Annotated in this window: 12 protein-coding genes and 1 pseudogene; all 13 read right to left on the reverse strand. The window is 61.4% G+C overall.

Translation table 11 applies throughout. From position 1 onward, the window contains the following. Nucleotides 1–36 precede the first annotated feature (36 nt). Nucleotides 37–2,814 carry a hybrid sensor histidine kinase/response regulator gene (locus PMA3_RS02525; protein WP_064675697.1) on the reverse strand — a complete coding sequence of 926 codons (2,778 nt, stop codon included), beginning with the start codon at nucleotides 2,812–2,814 and terminating at the stop codon, nucleotides 37–39. A 99-nt stretch (nucleotides 2,815–2,913) separates the two neighbouring features. Further along, nucleotides 2,914–4,209, reverse strand: coding sequence for a phosphoribosylamine--glycine ligase (gene purD, locus PMA3_RS02530; RefSeq protein ID WP_064675698.1), 1,296 nt, complete (start codon nucleotides 4,207–4,209; stop codon nucleotides 2,914–2,916). Between the two features lie 185 nt (nucleotides 4,210–4,394). Continuing rightward, on the reverse strand, nucleotides 4,395–6,002 hold the full coding sequence (purH, locus tag PMA3_RS02535; protein ID WP_064675699.1) for a bifunctional phosphoribosylaminoimidazolecarboxamide formyltransferase/IMP cyclohydrolase: 1,608 nt from the start codon (nucleotides 6,000–6,002) through the stop codon (nucleotides 4,395–4,397). Between the two features lie 81 nt (nucleotides 6,003–6,083). After that, complete coding sequence (gene fis / locus PMA3_RS02540; RefSeq protein WP_007907419.1) at nucleotides 6,084–6,404, reverse strand: DNA-binding transcriptional regulator Fis; 321 nt, start codon at nucleotides 6,402–6,404, stop codon at nucleotides 6,084–6,086. Next, a complete protein-coding gene (gene dusB / locus PMA3_RS02545) occupies nucleotides 6,401–7,411 on the reverse strand; it encodes a tRNA dihydrouridine synthase DusB (protein WP_064675700.1) in 1,011 nt (336 codons plus the stop codon). Before dusB ends, fis begins: the two co-directional genes overlap by 4 nt. Nucleotides 7,412–7,596: 185 nt before the next feature. Continuing rightward, nucleotides 7,597–8,814, reverse strand: coding sequence for a DUF3426 domain-containing protein (locus tag PMA3_RS02550; RefSeq protein WP_064675701.1), 1,218 nt, complete (start codon nucleotides 8,812–8,814; stop codon nucleotides 7,597–7,599). Nucleotides 8,815–8,844: 30 nt separating this feature from the next. Further along, nucleotides 8,845–9,723: a 50S ribosomal protein L11 methyltransferase gene (gene prmA / locus PMA3_RS02555; RefSeq protein ID WP_064675702.1), complete on the reverse strand. Its 879-nt coding sequence runs from the start codon at nucleotides 9,721–9,723 to the stop codon at nucleotides 8,845–8,847. 263 nt (nucleotides 9,724–9,986) lie between these two features. Beyond that, nucleotides 9,987–11,345 carry an acetyl-CoA carboxylase biotin carboxylase subunit gene (accC, locus tag PMA3_RS02560; protein WP_064675703.1) on the reverse strand — a complete coding sequence of 453 codons (1,359 nt, stop codon included), beginning with the start codon at nucleotides 11,343–11,345 and terminating at the stop codon, nucleotides 9,987–9,989. 17 nt (nucleotides 11,346–11,362) lie between these two features. Next, complete coding sequence (gene accB / locus PMA3_RS02565; RefSeq protein ID WP_033059578.1) at nucleotides 11,363–11,827, reverse strand: acetyl-CoA carboxylase biotin carboxyl carrier protein; 465 nt, start codon at nucleotides 11,825–11,827, stop codon at nucleotides 11,363–11,365. 24 nt (nucleotides 11,828–11,851) lie between these two features. Next, nucleotides 11,852–12,307, reverse strand: a complete 456-nt coding sequence (aroQ, locus tag PMA3_RS02570; RefSeq protein ID WP_008031265.1) for a type II 3-dehydroquinate dehydratase — start codon at nucleotides 12,305–12,307, stop codon at nucleotides 11,852–11,854. A 131-nt stretch (nucleotides 12,308–12,438) separates the two neighbouring features. Continuing rightward, nucleotides 12,439–14,175, reverse strand: coding sequence for a protein-disulfide reductase DsbD (locus PMA3_RS02575; RefSeq protein ID WP_064675704.1), 1,737 nt, complete (start codon nucleotides 14,173–14,175; stop codon nucleotides 12,439–12,441). A 184-nt stretch (nucleotides 14,176–14,359) separates the two neighbouring features. After that, nucleotides 14,360–14,866, reverse strand: a pseudogene (locus PMA3_RS33495) (methyl-accepting chemotaxis protein); the annotation flags it as partial. Between the two features lie 1,492 nt (nucleotides 14,867–16,358). Then, nucleotides 16,359–18,029, reverse strand: coding sequence for a diguanylate cyclase (locus tag PMA3_RS02585; RefSeq protein ID WP_064675706.1), 1,671 nt, complete (start codon nucleotides 18,027–18,029; stop codon nucleotides 16,359–16,361). Nucleotides 18,030–18,302 lie beyond the last annotated feature (273 nt).

The raw sequence follows: 18,302 nt of genomic DNA on the forward strand, positions 1-18,302 counted from the left end.
AGGGGGAGTCTATCAGGCACTGCGGAGTCTGTCGGCTCAGGACGTTTGCGTCGCTGCGCGGTTCTGCTCATCGCGCTGGGCAACCCAGTGTTCGATCAGTTCGCGCAACTGCGACAGCTCGACCGGTTTGGCCATGTGCCCGTCCATGCCGGCCTGGCGCGCGCGTTCCTTGTGTTCGGCGAGGATGTGCGCGGTCAACGCGACCACGGGGGTGCGGGTTCGCTGGTTGCCGACTTCCCAGGCGCGCAATTGCTGGGTGGCGGAAAAACCGTCGAGGATCGGCATTTCACAATCCATCAATACCAGGTCGTAACGTTGGGCTTTCATCGCCTCCAAGGCTTCTTCGCCATTGCTGGCGGTATCGGGTTGCAGGTTGAGCTTGCCCAGCATGCCGCGGATCACCTTGGTCGAAATGCTGTTGTCTTCGGCCACCAGAATGCGGAAGTCGCTGGGTACCTTGACCGGCAGGGTGGGGCCGGGAGGCAGGTGATGCGAAGCGACGAGCCCTTTGTCGCGCTGGTTCAGTTCATCCGCCAGCGTCGTCTTGAGGGTGTAGCCGGCCACCGGTTTGGCGAGGATGCGCTTGATCCCGGAATTGCGCGCGATGATCTTGCTCGGCGCATTGCTGATGCCGGTGAGCATGATCAGCAGGATGTCGTGGTTGAGGCTTGGGTCTTCCTTGATCTTGGCCGCCAGTTGCATGCCGGTCATGCCGGGCATGTTCTGGTCGAGCAGGACCACGTCGAAGTAGTCGCGCAGGTGGGCCTTGGTGCGCAACAGCGCGAGGGCCTCCTTGCCGGAGGGTACGGCGCTGACGTTCAGGCCCCAGGCGCTGCACTGCTGCACCAACACCTTGCGACACGTGTCGTTGTCGTCCACCACCAACACCCGTGCGCCCTGCAGCGGGCCATCCAGATCGGAGGTCGGGTGTTCGAGGCGGTCAGGGTCCAGCGGCAAGGTCAGCCACAAGGTACTGCCCTGGCTGTTGCCGCTCTTGATGCCGAACTCCCCGTGCATCAAGCGGATCAGCTGGCGGGCGATCACCAGCCCCAGGTTGCCGCCCACGCGGGGGGCGGAGAGAAAGTTTTTGCTGTGCAGTTCGGCCTGCATCAGCGCGTCGCGTTCTTCGGTGTCCATGGGCTCGCCGCTGTCCTGTACGGCAATGCGCAAGCGTGGCTTGGCGCTGCGCTCGTCGAGGGCGACGACGATCAGGATTTCGCCTTCATCGGTTTTCTTCAGGGCGTTTTCCAGCAGGCTCAGCAGGGTCTGGCGCAGGCGCGTCGGATCACCGCTGATCACCCGTGGCACTTGCGGCTGGATGAAGCTGATCAGCTCGACGTTCTGCTGTTCGGCCTTGGCGCGGAAGATGTTCAAGCAGTCTTCGATCAGCGCGTTGAGATCGAACTGGACGTCATCCAGCTCGATCTGCCCGGATTCGAGCTTGGAGATGTCGAGGATCTCGTTGATCAGTGTCAGCAGTTCGTTGCCGGCACTGTGGATGGTTTGCACGTAGTCGCGTTGCTTGACCGAGAGCGGCGTGCCCAGTAGCAATTCGGTCATGCCCAGCACGCCATTCATCGGGGTGCGGATTTCGTGGCTGATTTTTGCCAGGAATTCGGCCTTGGCATTGATCTCGGCGTTGCTGGCAGCCAGGTCGCGACTGAGGCTGAAACGGTCTTCGGTGATGCTGCGCTGGCGTTCGCTCAGGGCGATGCTCATCAGCAGGCCACTGATGCAGATGATTACCAGCAGGGCGGTGATCAGGCCTTGCGGCTCGACCAGGGTCAGCCCCAGCAGCGCGGGCAGGATAATCAGCGTACCGACGTTGAATACCACCATCGCCACCACGAACAGGCGTGCGGGACGATAGCCTTTTTGCCAGTGATGGGCGCTGACGAACAACATGCTCAGGCCCGCCAGTGCGACCAGGGCGTAGGTGATGATATTCAGCGGCAGCGTGTTGACGAACAACAGCAACAGGCCGCAGGCGATGATGACCACGATGTCGCCCAGTAACAGTTTGTTCAGCGGATGCGGGCCGAGCGGGGCGAAAAAGCGATAGGCGAACATCAGGCCGCACGGGGCGGTCAGCAGCAGGGCGAGGTAAGCCCCAGGCGTCTGGATCGCATGCCAGTCCGGTAACCATGGGCCCGCGAGGTTCAGCAGCAACACCAGGCTGAGCATCAACAAGACTTCACAACCCGACAGCCACAGGCAGCTGCGCGAGCGGGTGTACGCGTAGCGGATCAGGTTGTGCAGGATCAGCATTCCGAGACAGCCGAACAGCAGGCCGTAGATCAGGGTCTGGTTCTGATTGGCCGCGGTCATGATGGCCGACTGCAGGGTGATGTAAGGCCGCATCTGGTGTTCGGACACCAGGCGCAGGTAGACGTCGAGGGGTTTGTCGCTTTGGGGTAGCGGCAACATGAAGTCGCTATTGGGCAGTGGCCGTTCAGCCCGAGGCTGATCTGCGCCGCTGTCCAGTTCCTCGATCAGGCTGTCGCCTTCCAATACAAACAGATCGAGGTCGGACAGGTCCGGAGCGAACACCCGCAGCAACTGTTCGTGCTTGCCGGGCGCAAGCCTGAAACGCAACCACATCGCACCATCGGGCTCGGCCGCGGTGAGGTGATCGAGTTCGATGGGGCTGAATTGATTGGTGTAGCGAGCGGAACGGATGTCGCTCAGTTGCAGGTCGCCCTGTTCATCGAGCAATACCGCCCAGCCACTGCCTTGCGCGGCCTGGGCCGGTAGCATGCAGAGCAGCGTCATCAGCGTGACAGTGAAACCTATGGCAATCCTGAGCCAGCGCACGGCGAAATCCCTTCGTAGGTTGATGCCAGAATATAACTATGCGCGGCGCCGGAATAGCCCGGCAAGGGCCTGAAGCCCTTGCCCTGCCGAATGGATGGCTTATTCCTGATTTTCGCCACGCTCGCGGGCAATGGCGCGGTAGCCAATGTCCTTGCGATAGAAACAGCCTTCCCAGTCGATCCGGGCCGCTAACGCATAAGCCTGCTGCTGCGCAGCATCGACGCTGGCGCCCATGGCAGTGGCGCAGAGCACCCGACCACCGGCTGTCACCACTTGACCGTCCTTGAGTGCAGTGCCGGCGTGGAAGACTTTGCCTTCCAGTGCCGCGGCTGCATCCAGACCGTTGATGGCCGCGCCTTTGGCGTAGTCACCAGGATAGCCGCCAGCGGCCAGCACGATGCCGACGCTCGGACGCGGATCCCATTGTGCTTCGACCTTGTCCAGGGCTTGCGCCAGGGCAGCTTCGACCAGCAACACCAGGCTCGACTGCAGACGCAGCATGACCGGCTGGGTCTCGGGGTCGCCGAAGCGGCAATTGAATTCAATGACTTTCGGGTTGCCTGCCTTGTCAATCATCAGGCCGGCGTACAGGAAACCGGTGTAGACGTTGCCTTCCTCGGCCATGCCGCGCACGGTCGGCCAGATCACCAGGTCCATCACGCGCTGGTGCACTTCGCTGGTGACGACCGGTGCAGGGGAGTAAGCACCCATGCCGCCGGTGTTCGGGCCGGTGTCGCCGTCGCCGACGCGCTTGTGGTCCTGGCTGGTGGCCATTGGCAATACGTTCTTGCCGTCGACCATGACGATGAAGCTGGCTTCTTCGCCGTCCAGAAACTCTTCGATGACGACGCGCGAACCGGCGTCGCCGAATGAATTGCCGGCCAGCATGTCACGCACGGCGTCTTCGGCTTCGACCAGGGTCATGGCCACGATCACGCCTTTGCCGGCGGCCAGGCCATCGGCCTTGATCACGATCGGTGCGCCTTTTTCACGCAGATAAGCGAGGGCTGGCTCGATCTCGGTGAAGTTCTGGTAGTCGGCTGTCGGAATCTTGTGACGGGCCAGGAAGTCCTTGGTGAAGGCTTTCGAACCTTCCAGTTGCGCGGCGCCAGCGGTCGGGCCGAAGCAATCCAGGCCACGGGCGCGGAACAGGTCGACGACACCGGCGACCAGCGGCACTTCCGGGCCGACGATGGTCAGGGAAACGTTCTTCTCGGCGAAGTCGGCCAGCTGCTCGAGAGCCAGCACGTCGATAGCGACGTTCTCGCACTTGGCTTCAATGGCAGTGCCGGCGTTGCCAGGTGCCACGAAAACCTTCTGCACACGCGGATCCTGAGCCACTTTCCAGGCCAGGGCGTGTTCACGGCCACCGCTGCCAATGATCAAAACATTCATTTCAAAAACCTCGGGATGACGCTAATTCTGTTGAGCAGCCTCGGCTGCCTGGCGAACGGTACACGGCATCTGCCATACACCGAACCTGTAGGAGCGAGGCTTGCCCGCGAAGGCATCACCTCGTTATTGCTGTTGCACCGCGGCGTCCCCTTCGCGGGCAAGCCTCGCTCCTACAAGAGCAACAATCAGTGACGGAAGTGGCGCATGCCGGTGAAGACCATGGCGATGCCGGCTTCGTCGGCCGCTGCAATCACTTCGTTGTCACGCATCGAGCCGCCCGGCTGGATCACCGCAGTGATGCCGACCTTGGCCGCATTGTCCAGACCATCGCGGAACGGGAAAAAGGCGTCGGAGGCCATCACCGAGCCTGCTACCTGCAACCCGGCGTGTTCAGCCTTGATCGCGGCGATACGGGCGGAGTTCACGCGGCTCATCTGGCCAGCGCCGACACCAATGGTCTGGCGGTTCTTGGCGTAGACGATGGCGTTGGACTTGACGTACTTGGCCACTTTCCAGGCGAAGATCAGGTCGTGGATTTCCTGTTCGGTCGGAGCGCGCTTGGTCACGACTTTCAAGTCATCGGCGCCGATCATGCCGATGTCGCGGCTCTGCACCAGCAGGCCACCGTTGACGCGTTTGTAGTCCCACGCAGCAGCGCGATCAGCCGACCATTCGCCACAGGCCAGCAGGCGCACGTTGGCTTTGGCGGCTACGATGGCACGGGCTTCTTCGCTGACGCTCGGGGCGATGATCACTTCGACGAACTGACGCTCGACGATGGCCTTGGCGGTTTCGGCATCCAGCTCGCGGTTGAACGCAATGATGCCGCCGAATGCCGATTCGGTGTCTGTGGCGTAGGCCAGTTCGTAAGCCTGGCGGATGCCGCCTTCGGCGTCCGGGCTCACGGCCACGCCGCACGGGTTGGCATGCTTGACGATCACGCAGGCCGGCTTGACGAAGCTCTTCACGCATTCCAGCGCGGCGTCGGTGTCGGCCACGTTGTTGTACGACAGTTCCTTGCCTTGCAGTTGGGTCGCGGTAGCGATGCCGACTTCCGCAGGCTTGGCTTCAACGTAGAACGCCGCGCTCTGGTGCGGGTTCTCGCCGTAGCGCATTTCCTGGGCCTTGACGAACTGGCTGTTGAAAGTGCGCGGGAATTCGCTGCGACCTTCTGTGCTGAGGGTGTCAGCGGCCTGGTTCACGGTGCCCATGTAATTGGCGATCATGCCGTCGTAGGCGGCGGTGTGTTCGAAGGCCTTGAGCATCAGGTCGAAACGCTGTGCGTAGGTCAGGCCGCCGGCCTTCAGGCTTTCCAGGACGTTGGCGTAATCACTGGCATTGACCACGATGGCCACGTCTTTGTGGTTTTTGGCTGCCGAACGGACCATGGTCGGGCCGCCGATGTCGATGTTCTCGATGGCGGTCGGCAGGTCACAGCCTGGCTTGTTGATGGTGGCTTCGAACGGGTACAGGTTGACCGCGACCAGGTCGATCGGCTTGATGCCGTGCTCGGTCATGATGGCGTCGTCGATACCGCGACGACCGAGGATCCCGCCGTGGATTTTCGGGTGCAGGGTTTTCACCCGACCGTCCATCATTTCTGCGAAACCGGTGTAATCCGCGACTTCCACTGCGGCAACACCGTTGTCACGCAGCAACTTGAACGTCCCGCCGGTGGAGAGGATCTCGACGCCCAGGGCTTCAAGCTCCTTGGCGAAGTCGAGGATACCGGTCTTGTCGGAAACACTGATCAAAGCGCGGCGGATCGGCAGGCGGGTAGTCTGGTCGGTCATTTCAATTTCCATCAAAAGCAAAGGAGTCAGCAAAAAAGGCGACCGTTTCTACGCGGGCGCCTTTCTGGTTTGATTGAATGCTTACAGCAAATCGTACTGCTTGAGTTTCTTGCGCAGGGTGCCCCGGTTCAGTCCGAGCAGCTCGCTGGCCTTGGTCTGGTTGCCCTTGACGTAGTTCATCACGCACTCGAGCAGGGGCGCCTCGACTTCGGACAGCACGAGGTTGTACACATCCGTGACGGCAGCGCCCTCAAGGTGGGCGAAATAATTGTGCAGCGCCTTCTCCACGCTCCCGCGAAGGGTCTGGCCTTCTTCGCTCGGCGTGTTGAGGTGCTGTTTCAAATTCACGTTGTCGCTCACGGGTGTTGTTCCACTCACTAAAGTCTCGGTCATCATCGTCATGCGGCCACCTCGTCTCCGTCCCCTGTCAGGCTCTTGTAACGTTCGGCGAAGAAGCCCTGAACGTTGGCGCATTGTGCTTCCGTATCTTCCAAACGATTGAAGTGGGCGCGAAACTCCCTGGCGCCCGGCAAGGTTGCGAGATACCAGCCCACATGCTTTCGAGCGATGCGTACGCCCATGACGTCTCCGTAGAAAACGTGCAGCGCGGCCAGATGCTCAAGCAGAATGCGTTCCACCTCGATCAGCTCCAGCGCCGGGAGTTTCTCGCCGGTACGCAGGAAATGATCGATCTCACGAAAAATCCATGGCCGCCCCTGGGCAGCCCGGCCTACCAGCAGGCCATCGGCACCGGTCGCGTCGAGCACATACCGGGCCTTCTCGGGTGAATCGATATCGCCGTTGGCAAAGACCGGGATCGACACCGCCTGCTTGATCGCGGCAATGGTGTCGTACTCGGCTTCACCGGTGTACAGATCGGCACGGGTGCGGCCATGAACCGCCAGCGCCGTGATGCCTGCCTGCTCGGCAATCTTCGCCACCGTCAGGCCGTTCTTGTTGTCCCGGTCCCAGCCAGTGCGGATCTTCAGGGTGACCGGCACATCAACCGCGGCCACTACGGCCTGCAGGATCTCGGTCACCAGTGCTTCATCCTTCAACAACGCGGAGCCGGCGGCCTTGTTGCAGACCTTCTTGGCCGGACAGCCCATGTTGATATCAATAATCTGCGCGCCCAGTTCGACGTTGGCCCGGGCCGCATTCGCCAGCATCTGCGCATCGCCACCGGCGATCTGTACCGAGCGTGGCTCGGGATCACCTTCGTGGATCATGCGCATGCGCGATTTGCGGGTGTTCCACAAACTCATGTCGCTGGTGACCATTTCCGAGACTACTAGCCCCGCGCCCAACCGCTTGCACAGCTGACGAAAGGGTTGGTCCGTGACACCCGCCATGGGGGCGAGGATCAAGCCATTGTGTAATGTGTATGGACCGATGCGTACCGCCGACATAGGGCTTCCCTGTTGTGGGGCCGGATCATGAGACTTCGAAAAAGGGTTGGCATGATACCCGCTCTCGATGACTGGATAAAGGCTGAATTGAACAAAATCTGAACAGCGATTCTGTTATTGCCAGCGGTTTGGTACGAGCGGTCAAAGTCAGAAATATGCCGTCAATGCCGTAACACTGAACCGTTTCACTCGGGCGAGTGGAAGCTCAGGCTGTAATTCACCGCTTTGGAACCTGGATCGAGAATATCCAGCGCGATGTGGATCGGCGTTTGCGGAGGCATTTCCGCCATCCCTTCAAGATCGCCGTTGAGGTATTCGCCAGGCTTGAAGCGACGGCTGGCGATCAGGTGACCGTTGAGGTCGGCGAAACGCAGCTCCAGCAGCGGGAATGGCTGGGAGAACGGCGCGCGGTTGTAGATGATCGCGTCGACCACCAGTGCACCGCTGAAGTCCGGATGGCTGCGCACCACCAGGTTGCTGCTCTTGATTTTCGCGATGTCGACCTTGGACGGCACGGTGCAGCCGATTTGCGGGCACACCAGTTGGAACCATGGCCGGTACTGGTCCTGGCGCGCCATCTCATCGAAGTGGTAGGCAATGTATTGGCCGGCGAGGGCGGCGGCCCCCAGCAGGACCAGTAGCAGCCAGAAAAGCCGTCGGCTCCAGGGGGCGCGACGTTTCTGCCAATCCAGTTGCAGCGGGTCGTCGGTCAGGTCCTGCAAGGCTTCGACACGTTCGGTCGACTCGCTGCGTTCGTGTCGCTTGCGCAGGGGGGCAATCGGGGGCAGGTCGTCGTCAGGTGCATCGGTTGCCGACAGGCGATCATGGCGCAGGGGCATGTCGAGCGGATCATCCAGGCGCAGTTGCGGCACCTGGGGCTCGTCGTCCAGATCAACTGGTTCCAGCGAGAACGAAGGTTCGGTGCGCGAGTGCTTGCCCTGTTCTGGCTGTGTTTCCCGTTGGTCGGCTTCGGCCGCTTGGGCGCGATCGGCTGCCGATTCGCTGAAGAGGCTGTCGGACCAGGGTTCATCGTCGTGCTCGACAGAGTCGCGACGAGCACTGAGGCCGTTTTCGCGATGCCGGCCGAATTCCGTGGTCGGCTGGATTTCCCGTTGTTCAAGCCGAGCGAGTTCTTTGTCCAGGTCCAGGCTGTCCAGGTCCATTTCCGCGGCGGACCACTGCTTCTGGCTGATGGCACGCGGTGCTGGCGGTTCGACAATGGCCCGGGCTGCAGGTGTGACGGTTTCCTTGTCGGCCCGTTGCTCCAGCAATTGCTTGGCGGCATTGAACACCTGCAAACACGAGCCGCAACGAACCACTCCGCGGGCGACGCTCAACTGAGCATGGCTGACGCGGAAGCTGGTTTGGCAATGCGGGCACTGAGTGACGAAACTGTCGGTCATGCGGCGGTCCGGTTCATGCAGAGGCTCATTCTAGCGCCGACGACCGGTAATGCGCACCCAGCCATCGCGATTGGCGATCGGGTCCAGGTCGAAGTCCCCGGCGTAGGCCTTGGCAACGTCTTCACCTTGTTCGGCGAGGATGCCCGACAGCGCCAGGCGACCACCTGGCTTGACCAGGCTGGACAGTTGCGGCGCCAGGGAAACCAGCGGGCCGGCGAGAATGTTGGCCACCAGCACGTCGGCCTGAACCGGCGGCAAGTCTTCCGGCAGATACAGCGGGAAGAGTTCTTCAGCAATATTGTTGCGCCCGGCGTTATCGCGGGAGGCTTCCAGCGCTTGCACGTCGATGTCGGTGCCTACGGCTTGCTTTGCGCCCAGAAGCAGCGCGGCGATCGCCAGGATCCCCGAACCGCAGCCGAAGTCCAGGACGTTACAGTCTTTCAGGTCCTGGCCATCGAGCCATTCCAGGCACAGCGCGGTGGTCGGGTGAGTCCCGGTGCCGAATGCCAGGCCCGGATCCAGCAGCAGGTTCACCGCGTCTGGCTCAGGTGCCGCGTGCCAGCTCGGAACGATCCACAGGCGCTGACCGAAGCGCATCGGCTGGAAACCGTCCATCCAGCTGCGTTCCCAGTCCTGGTCTTCGATGACTTCGCTGTGATGCTCAGGCAGCGGACTGCCGGTCAGCAATTCCAGATGAGCCAGCACGGTGGCGGCTTCGGTGCCACCTTCGAACAGGGCCAGCAGGTGCGTGTGCGACCACAACGGCGTGGTGTTGAGCTCCGGCTCGAAAATCGGCTGGTCTTCGGCGTCCATGAAGGTCACCGAAACGGCGCCCACTTCAAGGAAAGCGTCTTCGTAGGTTTCGGCTTGTTCTGGGCTGATGGCGAGACGGACTTGCAGCCAAGGCATGGCGGGCACCTTTGAAAAATATTGATTGCAGCCTAGCGGGCTGCGAGAAGCGCGCAAGTTTACGCGAGCGCGCGACAGAAGACGACAAGACCGACACGCGCGTGCTCTTCGTAGGAGCGAGGCTTTCCCGCGAACCAGGCGCCGCGGTGTATCAGCGGTGCCGATGCGCGTCCTTCGCGGGCAAGCCTCGCTCCTGCGGGGGACGGTAATGTCCAGAAACAACAAAGCCGCCCGAAGGCGGCTTTGTTGGTCTGGATCAAAGCTTAGTGCTTATCGCCAGCCAGCTTGTGTTCCAGGTAGTGGATGTTGATTCCACCTTTGCAGAAGCCTTCATCGCGGACCAGGTCGCGGTGCAGCGGGATGTTGGTCTTGATCCCGTCGACCACGATTTCGTCCAGCGCATTGCGCATGCGCGCCAGCGCTTCGTCACGGGTTGCGCCGTAGGTGATCAGCTTGCCGATCAACGAATCGTAGTTCGGCGGAACGGCATAACCACTGTACAGGTGCGAATCGACGCGAACGCCGTTGCCGCCCGGGGCGTGGAAATGCTTGACCGTGCCTGGGCTCGGCATGAAGGTTTTCGGGTCTTCGGCGTTGATCCGGCATTCCAGCGCGTGACCGCGGATGACCACGTCATCCTGGGTGTACGACAGCTTGTTGCCAGCGGCGATGCTGAGCATCTCCTTGACAATATCGATGCCGGTGACCATTTCCGAAACCGGGTGCTCAACCTGAACACGGGTGTTCATTTCGATGAAATAGAACGCGCCGTTCTCGTACAGGAACTCGAAAGTGCCCGCGCCACGGTAGTTGATGTCGATGCACGCCTTGACGCAGCGAGCGAGGACTTCAGCGCGTGCTTTCTCGTCGATGCCCGGTGCCGGTGCTTCTTCGAGAACCTTCTGGTGACGACGTTGCAGCGAGCAATCGCGGTCGCCCAGATGGATCGCCTGGCCCTGGCCGTCGGACAGGACCTGGACTTCCACGTGACGTGGGTTGGTCAGGAACTTTTCCAGATAGACCATCGGGTTGCCGAACGCCGCGCCCGCTTCGGAGCGGGTCAGTTTCGCCGAAGAGATCAGGTCTTCTTCCTTGTGCACGACGCGCATGCCGCGACCACCGCCGCCGCCAGCGGCTTTGATGATCACCGGGTAACCGACTTCGCGACCGATGCGCAGCGCGGTTTCTTCGTCTTCAGGCAGCGGGCCATCGGATCCCGGAACGGTTGGAACGCCAGCGGCGATCATGGCGTGCTTGGCCGATACCTTGTCGCCCATCAGGCGAATGGTCTCGGCTTTCGGGCCGATGAAGGCGAAGCCGGAGTTTTCCACCTGTTCGGCGAAGTCGGCGTTTTCCGCAAGGAAGCCGTAGCCCGGGTGAATGGCGGTAGCGCCGGTCACTTCAGCCGCGGCGATGATTGCCGGAATGTGCAGGTAAGAATGAGCGGCCGACGCTGGACCGATGCAGACGGATTCATCTGCCAGGCCCAGGTGCATCAGTTCCTTGTCGGCCTTGGAGTAAACGGCGACAGTCTTGATGCCCATTTCTTTGCAGGCGCGCAGGATCCGCAGGGCGATCTCACCGCGGTTGGCGATCAGGACTTTTTCCAACTTCGCAGTCATCAAAGGCTCTCCGCGGTTCAAACGATGGTGAACAGCGGTTGGTCGTACTCAACCGGCTGGCCGTCTTCGACGAGGATGGATTCGATCACACCGCTGGATTCAGCTTCGATGTGGTTCATCATCTTCATGGCTTCAACGATGCACAGGGTGTCGCCTTTCTTCACGGTCTGGCCGACTTCAACGAAAGAAGGCGAAGATGGCGAAGACTTGCGATAGAAGGTGCCGACCATTGGTGAGCGGGCAACGTTACCGTTCAAGACCGGTGCGGCCGGGGCTGCCGGTGCAGCGGCGGCAACTGGAGCTGCTGCAGCAACAGGCGCAGGCGCCGGAGCGTGCATAGGGGCCGGTGCGTAGTACTGCTGAGCTGGCGTTTTGCTGTGGCGGCTGATGCGTACGGACTCTTCGCCTTCCTTGATCTCGAGCTCGTCGATGCCGGACTCTTCCAGCAACTCAATCAGTTTCTTAACTTTACGGATATCCATGAATCATCAACTCCCAAGGGTCGGTCAGGGGCGTATAGCTTGTTGTTCAAGCTGCTCTAGTGCAGCCTCCAGGGCCAGTCGGTAACCGCTGGCGCCAAGGCCGCAGATCACTCCCACCGCTACGTCGGAGAAGTAAGAGTGATGGCGGAAAGGTTCGCGTTTGTGCACGTTAGACAAATGCACTTCGATGAATGGGATGCTCACTGCCAGCAGCGCGTCACGTAATGCGACGCTGGTATGCGTAAAAGCTGCCGGGTTGATCAAAATGAAGTCCACGCCTTCACTGCGGGCAGCGTGGATGCGGTCGATCAATTCATACTCGGCATTGCTTTGCAGGTGCAGCAAATGGTGGCCGGCTTCACGGGCACGACGTTCCAGATCCTGGTTGATCTGCGCCAGTGTCGTAGCGCCGTAGGTGCCCGGTTCACGGGTGCCGAGCATGTTCAGGTTGGGTCCGTGCAGAACCAATAGCGTCGCCATCTGCTGTTCCTTGTGAACTGTGTGCAATTGTCAGAACCCGGCGACTATGCCGCAAAGCCTTTGTGACTGTCCAGTTCTATGCAATAGCCCGCACGATGGCCGATGTTTGCGCGAAATAAATGACCGGGGTGTTAAATCCGGTCATTTGCTTTTTTGACACGTTCGGCGAAGTCCGCTGCGCTGATCTCGCCGATCACCCGCACATCGGCCTGTTCGGTGCCGTCTTTGCGGAAAAACATCAGCGCCGGCGGGCCGAACAGTTTGTAGCGGTCGAGCAGGGCGCGTTGCTCGGCATTGCTTTCGGTGATGTCGAAGCGAATCAATCGATAGCCCTTGAGCCGTTCCATGACCGTGGCATCGTTGAGCACCTGATGTTCGATGACTTTGCAACTGATGCACCAGTCGGCGTACCAGTCCAGCAGCAACGGTATGCCGGATGCTTTGGCTTGGGCGAGCACGCGATCGAGCTCTGCCGGGGTACTGATGGTTTGCCAGGCGCTGCTGCCCTGCGTTTGCTCAGTGTTCGTGACAAGGCGCGGCTGGCCGATCGGGTTGAGCGGGTCGGTCTGGCCGCTGAATGCGCCGTACCAGCAGGCCAGCGCGTAAAACAGCAGGAACATCCCGAGTAATTGGCCCAGGCGTTTTCGAGGAGGTTTGTAGACGAACTCCAGCGCGCCCATGAACAAACCGACACCGCCGGCGAGCAAACCGATCAGCAGCAAAGTGATCTGCCCCGGCACTACCCGACTGAGCAGGCCGATTGCCAGGCCCAGCAACAATACCCCGATCGCGTTTTTCACATGGATCAGCCATGGCCCGCTTTTCGGCAGCCAGGCCGCCCCCCCGGTAGCTACCAGGACTAACGGTGCGCCCATGCCGAGGCCGAGCATGAACAGTTTCAAGCCGCCGCCCAGTGCATCGCCGCTGGCACTGATGTATAGCAGCGCACCAGCCAGGGGTGCCGATACGCAAGGCGAGACCAGCAGGCTGGAGACGACGCCAAGCACCGCCGCACCCCACAGCGAGCCGCCTTCGGTACGGCCGGCGATTCGGTCGAGTCGACTGCTGATAGCGTGCGGCAGCTTGAGTTCGAACACCCCGAACATGGCCAGGGCAAACAGTGCAAAGAACGTCGCGAACGGCACCAGCACCCAGGCCGACTGCAGCCGCGCCTGAAGATTGAGCTGCGCGCCGAACATGCCCATCAACGCACCGAGCAAGGCGAAACAGATGGCCATTGGCAGGACGTAGGCCAGGGACAGGTAGAAGCCGCGTATGCCGCCGACCTGGCCGCGTAACACCACGCCGGACAGGATCGGCAGCATGGGCAGTACGCAGGGTGTGAACGTCAGGCCCACACCGGCGAGGAAGAACAGGGCAAGTTCTCGCCAGCCCCAGCTCGTGGCACCGGTGTCGCCCTCTATGTCCAGGCGCTCGGTCTCGGGCGGATAGCACAGGCCCTTGTCGGCGCAGCCCTGATAGGTAACGACCAGGGTGAAGGCGCGTTGATCGGTGCGCGGCACCTCAACCTCGAGAATGCCGTGGTAGACCTCGACATCGCCGAAATACTCGTCGTGCTTCTGTTCGCCCTTGGGCAATTGCGCGGCGCCGAGGCTGACATCGGCGGGCTCGGCGCGAAACTGGAAGCGGTGGCGGTAGAGGTAGTACCCCTCGGTGGCGACAAATCGCAGTTTGATCGACTGCGGCGTGCTGTCTACCAGGCTTAATTGAAAGGCTTCGCGTACCGGCAGGAAGTCGGCGCTGTTGTTGATCGAGCCCAGGGTGGAACTGGGCCGACTCTCCAGCAAACCGGCGGCGGAGGCCGGCAGGGCGAGCATGAAAAACAACAGGCAGAGCAAACGGCGCATGACAGTCTCGCGTATCGAAAGTGAGGGCATGATAGCGGACAGTCGCGCAGATTGCCCTGTACCCGTAGGAGCGTGGCTTGCCCGCGAATCAGGCGACGCGGTCTTTCAAGCAGACCGCGTTATCGTTCTTCGCGGGCAAGTCGGATCGCCGCACCGCTCGCTCCTACAGGTACGGGGCGGTCTGTCAGACGCGGAAGGCCTGAACGGCCGTATGCAACCGCCCACCCAGCACCAACAAATGCTCCCCTTGCTCACGCCCCTGGCCAATGCGCAGCAAATTATCCCCACCCAACTGGTGAATCCGCTCACTGTGGTCGCGGATTTCGCTGACAGCACCGCTCTGCTGGGCGGTGATATCGGCGATGCGCACGGCGGTGTCGGAAATGGTCTGGATCGCCCCGACGATTTTATCCAGCGCGCCGTCAGCCGCTTGCGCCTGATTGGCGGTGGCTTCGGCATGCTCGACCTGGGCGCGCATGCCGTCCACCGATTGCCGCGCGGCGGTTTGCAGGCCTGCGATCAAGGTTTGAATCTCTGCGGTCGCCCGGGCAGTGCGTTGCGCCAGAGTGCGAACCTCTTCGGCCACCACCGCAAACCCACGACCCATTTCTCCGGCACGGGCCGCTTCGATGGCGGCGTTCAGGGCCAGCAGGTTGGTCTGGTCGGCAATGGAGCGGATCACCGTCAGCACGCCACCGATGGTTGCCGATTCCTCGGCCAGGTGTTCGATCATCTGCGCGTTGCCCTGCACCTCCCCCACCAACGCATGCAGGCCGGTGAGGCTCAGGCCGATGACTTTTTGCCCGTGCTCCACCGCCAGTCCTGCATGTCGACTGGCATCGGCGGCCTGGCTGGCATCACCGGCGACTTGTTGAATGGTCGCCTCCAGTTCGCCGAGGGAGTCGCGGATCAACGCCGTGTCGCCGGCCTGATGCTCGGCGCCGCTGTGCAGGTCGTGGCTCAACTCAGCCAGGGTTCGGCTGCTGCCGGCGACCTGCTCGGCGTTGAGGCGAATGGTGCCCACCAGATCCACCAGATAAGCCCGCAGGCGATTGAGCGAGGCTTGAATGTCATGCAATTCGCGATTGGTCTTGCCCAATTCGATGTCCTGGCTGAAATCGCCCTCGGCCCAGGTCGACAGGGCCGGGGCCAGATTGGTCAGGGTTCGCGCCAGACGTCGCTGCAGGGTATCGATGAGCAATGCAATCAACAGGATCAGGCCGATCATCACCCCTTGTATCAACCGCACTTCACTCTGGATCTGCCCGTGCTGGGCGCGGACCACCGGTTCCAGTCCGGCAATGGCCTGCTGCACGGCGGCGATTTTCAGGTGAGTGGCGGCGCTGAGGTCGGCGCGTTTGCGGATCTGCTCGCGGGTGCGGGCAAGCTCTGAAGGATAACGGGTCAGCAGGCTATTGAATTCACGCTTGAGGCCGACGCCAGCCTCTTCTGCGACGGTTTTTTCGGTGTTCTCCAGGCCCATCATCGCCGCGAAATCATCCGTGCTCGACTCGTTACTGGCCGTCACGCCCAGTAGTGGCAAGGCGTCCAGCTGTTCGGCTTGAAGACGGATGTTGCTGACTTCGCGCTCGACATCGGCGGCCAATTCGCTGCGACCGCTGCTGACCAGCTTGTCCCGGGCCAGGGACAGTTTGCCCAAATGCCGGGACGCGGCAAGCAATGGCGTCAGGTAAGCCACATTGCCGCTGGCGTACTGGCTGAGCTGATCAAGGCTGGCCCCCAGTTCGCGCTCGGCTTGCAGCAGCAGTGCCTGCGGATCACCGGCGAGCTTGCCGGCAGCCAACAGGTCGGTTTTGCTGAACTCATCCAGATTCGACAGGCTCGGGCGCAAGGTCTCGGCCAATGCCGGGGGCAACTCGCCGAGTTCGTTGTGCAGCCTGTCGATGGCCTGACCGCCGCTGCTCAGGCGCAGGGCATCGCCGCTGGCGAGGTAATCCTCGATGTTGCGTGCGACGTCGTCCTGAAATTGTCGGGACAGGCCCAGATAGCGCTCCATCAATAGATAGGGACGTTCCAGGGCCTTTTGCGACCACCACAGGGTGGCGCCGAGGGCCACGCACACGGCGACCAACAGGAGGGTATTGAGATTGGTCAGCAACTTCAGGCGCATCGCGGGACTACCAACGGGAGAATGGTAAGTGCCTGAAGTTATTGCGATTGTGTTACAGGGTCATGACCGATTCGGTCGATTCCGCGGAAAAGATGGCACTTTGCTTCAAGGTTCGCGCCGCCTGTACGCGGTTGCGTCCGGCATGTTTGGCGCGGTACAGCGCCTCGTCAGCCTGGCTGGCCATCATCAGGCCGTCGGAGTTTTCGCACAACTCGACGACCCCGGCACTGAAGGTGCACCAGAGGTCCTGGGGCTGGGCCGGGTAATGGATTTCGGCAAAACGCTGACGGATTTCTTCGAGCACTTTGTAAGCCGATTCGAGGTCGGTGTCCGGCATCACGATGGCGAACTCTTCACCGCCATAGCGCCCGATGAAGTCGGTTTTGCGCAGGCGTTGCTTGAGGAACAGTGCCAGGCTTTTGATCACACGGTCGCCCATGGGGTGGCCGTGGCTGTCGTTGACACGTTTGAAGTGGTCGATATCCAGCATTGCAAAACTCAGGGGCTTGCTTTCACGACGGGCGCGCAAGCTGCAGTCTTCGAGCAGTTGCAGGATGTGGGTGTGGTTGTAGAGACCGGTGAGGCTGTCGCGAACCATCCGCGCCTTGAGGTTGCGCGCCCGCGCCGCGCGATTGCGCACGGTGGTGATCAGGTGTCGGGGCTTGATCGGTTTGGTCAGAAAATCGTCACCGCCCTCGCTCATGGCATCGAGTTGCTTGTCCAGATCGTCTTCGGCAGACAGGTAAATGATCGGCACGCTGACGTAACGATCATTGTGGCGGATCACCTTGGCCAGTTCAGTACCGGTGCAGGCCGGCATATACATGTCGAGGATGATCAGGTCCGGCTGGAAGTCCGCCAGCTCGGCCATCGCCCGGATCGGCTCGATCAGCGTGCGTGTGACGATCCCGGCGCTGTTGAGCAAGCGTTCGGTGTGCAGCGCCTGGGCGCGGGAGTCATCGATGATCAGCACTTTATAAGGTTCGTACTGGGCGACGCAGGTCAGGACTTCGATTTTCTCCAGCAGGCTCGACGCCTCGAGGGTGCCGGTCAGGAACTCCTTGCCACCGGCGCGCACCGCGGCAAGGCGGGTCGGCGTGTCGGTTTCCTGCAGGCTGAAAAACAGCAGCGGCAACGGTTCATCCAGGCCGATCTGGGCGTCGGCGGCCAGTTTCAGGCCGATGCCGGCGCCGCAGAAGTCGACGTCCATGACGATCGCCGCGGGCAAGCGCTCGGCCATCGACGAGCGAAATGCCGCCACGCTGTCCAGGGATTGGGCGCTTAGCCCGAAGAATTCCAGCTGCCTGGCCAGGCGTTCGGCGCGGTCGTGATCCTGCAGCATCACATAGATGGGCTTGCGCAACGGCGGCAGGAAGGTTTGTTCAAGCTGATCGCCATGGCGCAGGCCGGTGCGCGACAAGCGCTGCATCAGGTGATTGAGGTCATTGATCAGACCGCTGTTCAGGCGTCCGCGATTGGCGTCGACCGACTGCAGCGACTGGCCGATGAGGCGCGCCAGTTGGGTGTGTTCCGGTTGTTCGAAGCGCTCGGCAAAACGCAGCAGACGCAGGTTGGCCTCGCTCAGTTCCGATAAGTCGGTGTTGCACCACTCGTTGCTTTGCAGACGCTGCCATATTTCAAGAATCTGACGTGCCTGATGAATCACCCGCTGGGCAAAGTGGTGCTTGAGGCGCTCACGGCTGGGTTCTTCTGGCTCGGTCATATCCTGACTACTAGAGAGGGTGCATGCTGAGGTCTGATGGTGGCTCTATGCTAGCACCCCTTGTCATGGGCATGAGTGTCGCACGTCAATAATCTGCAAAGCGACCTCATTCAGTTTGTGGCCGACTGGTCGGATAGGCTGGCGGCCGCGCTTCATTTATAGTGGCCGCTCGATCGCGCCCGTGCGCGGCTCGCCCATTGCGCCGGATTTAATGCACGGCAAACGAGGCACGATGGCGTAGGGTTGTGGTCGAACCGATGAACTCAAGTGATT

Origin of the sequence: Pseudomonas silesiensis (assembly GCF_001661075.1) — a bacterium.
In the GTDB taxonomy this organism is placed as follows: Bacteria; Pseudomonadota; Gammaproteobacteria; order Pseudomonadales; family Pseudomonadaceae; genus Aquipseudomonas; species Aquipseudomonas silesiensis.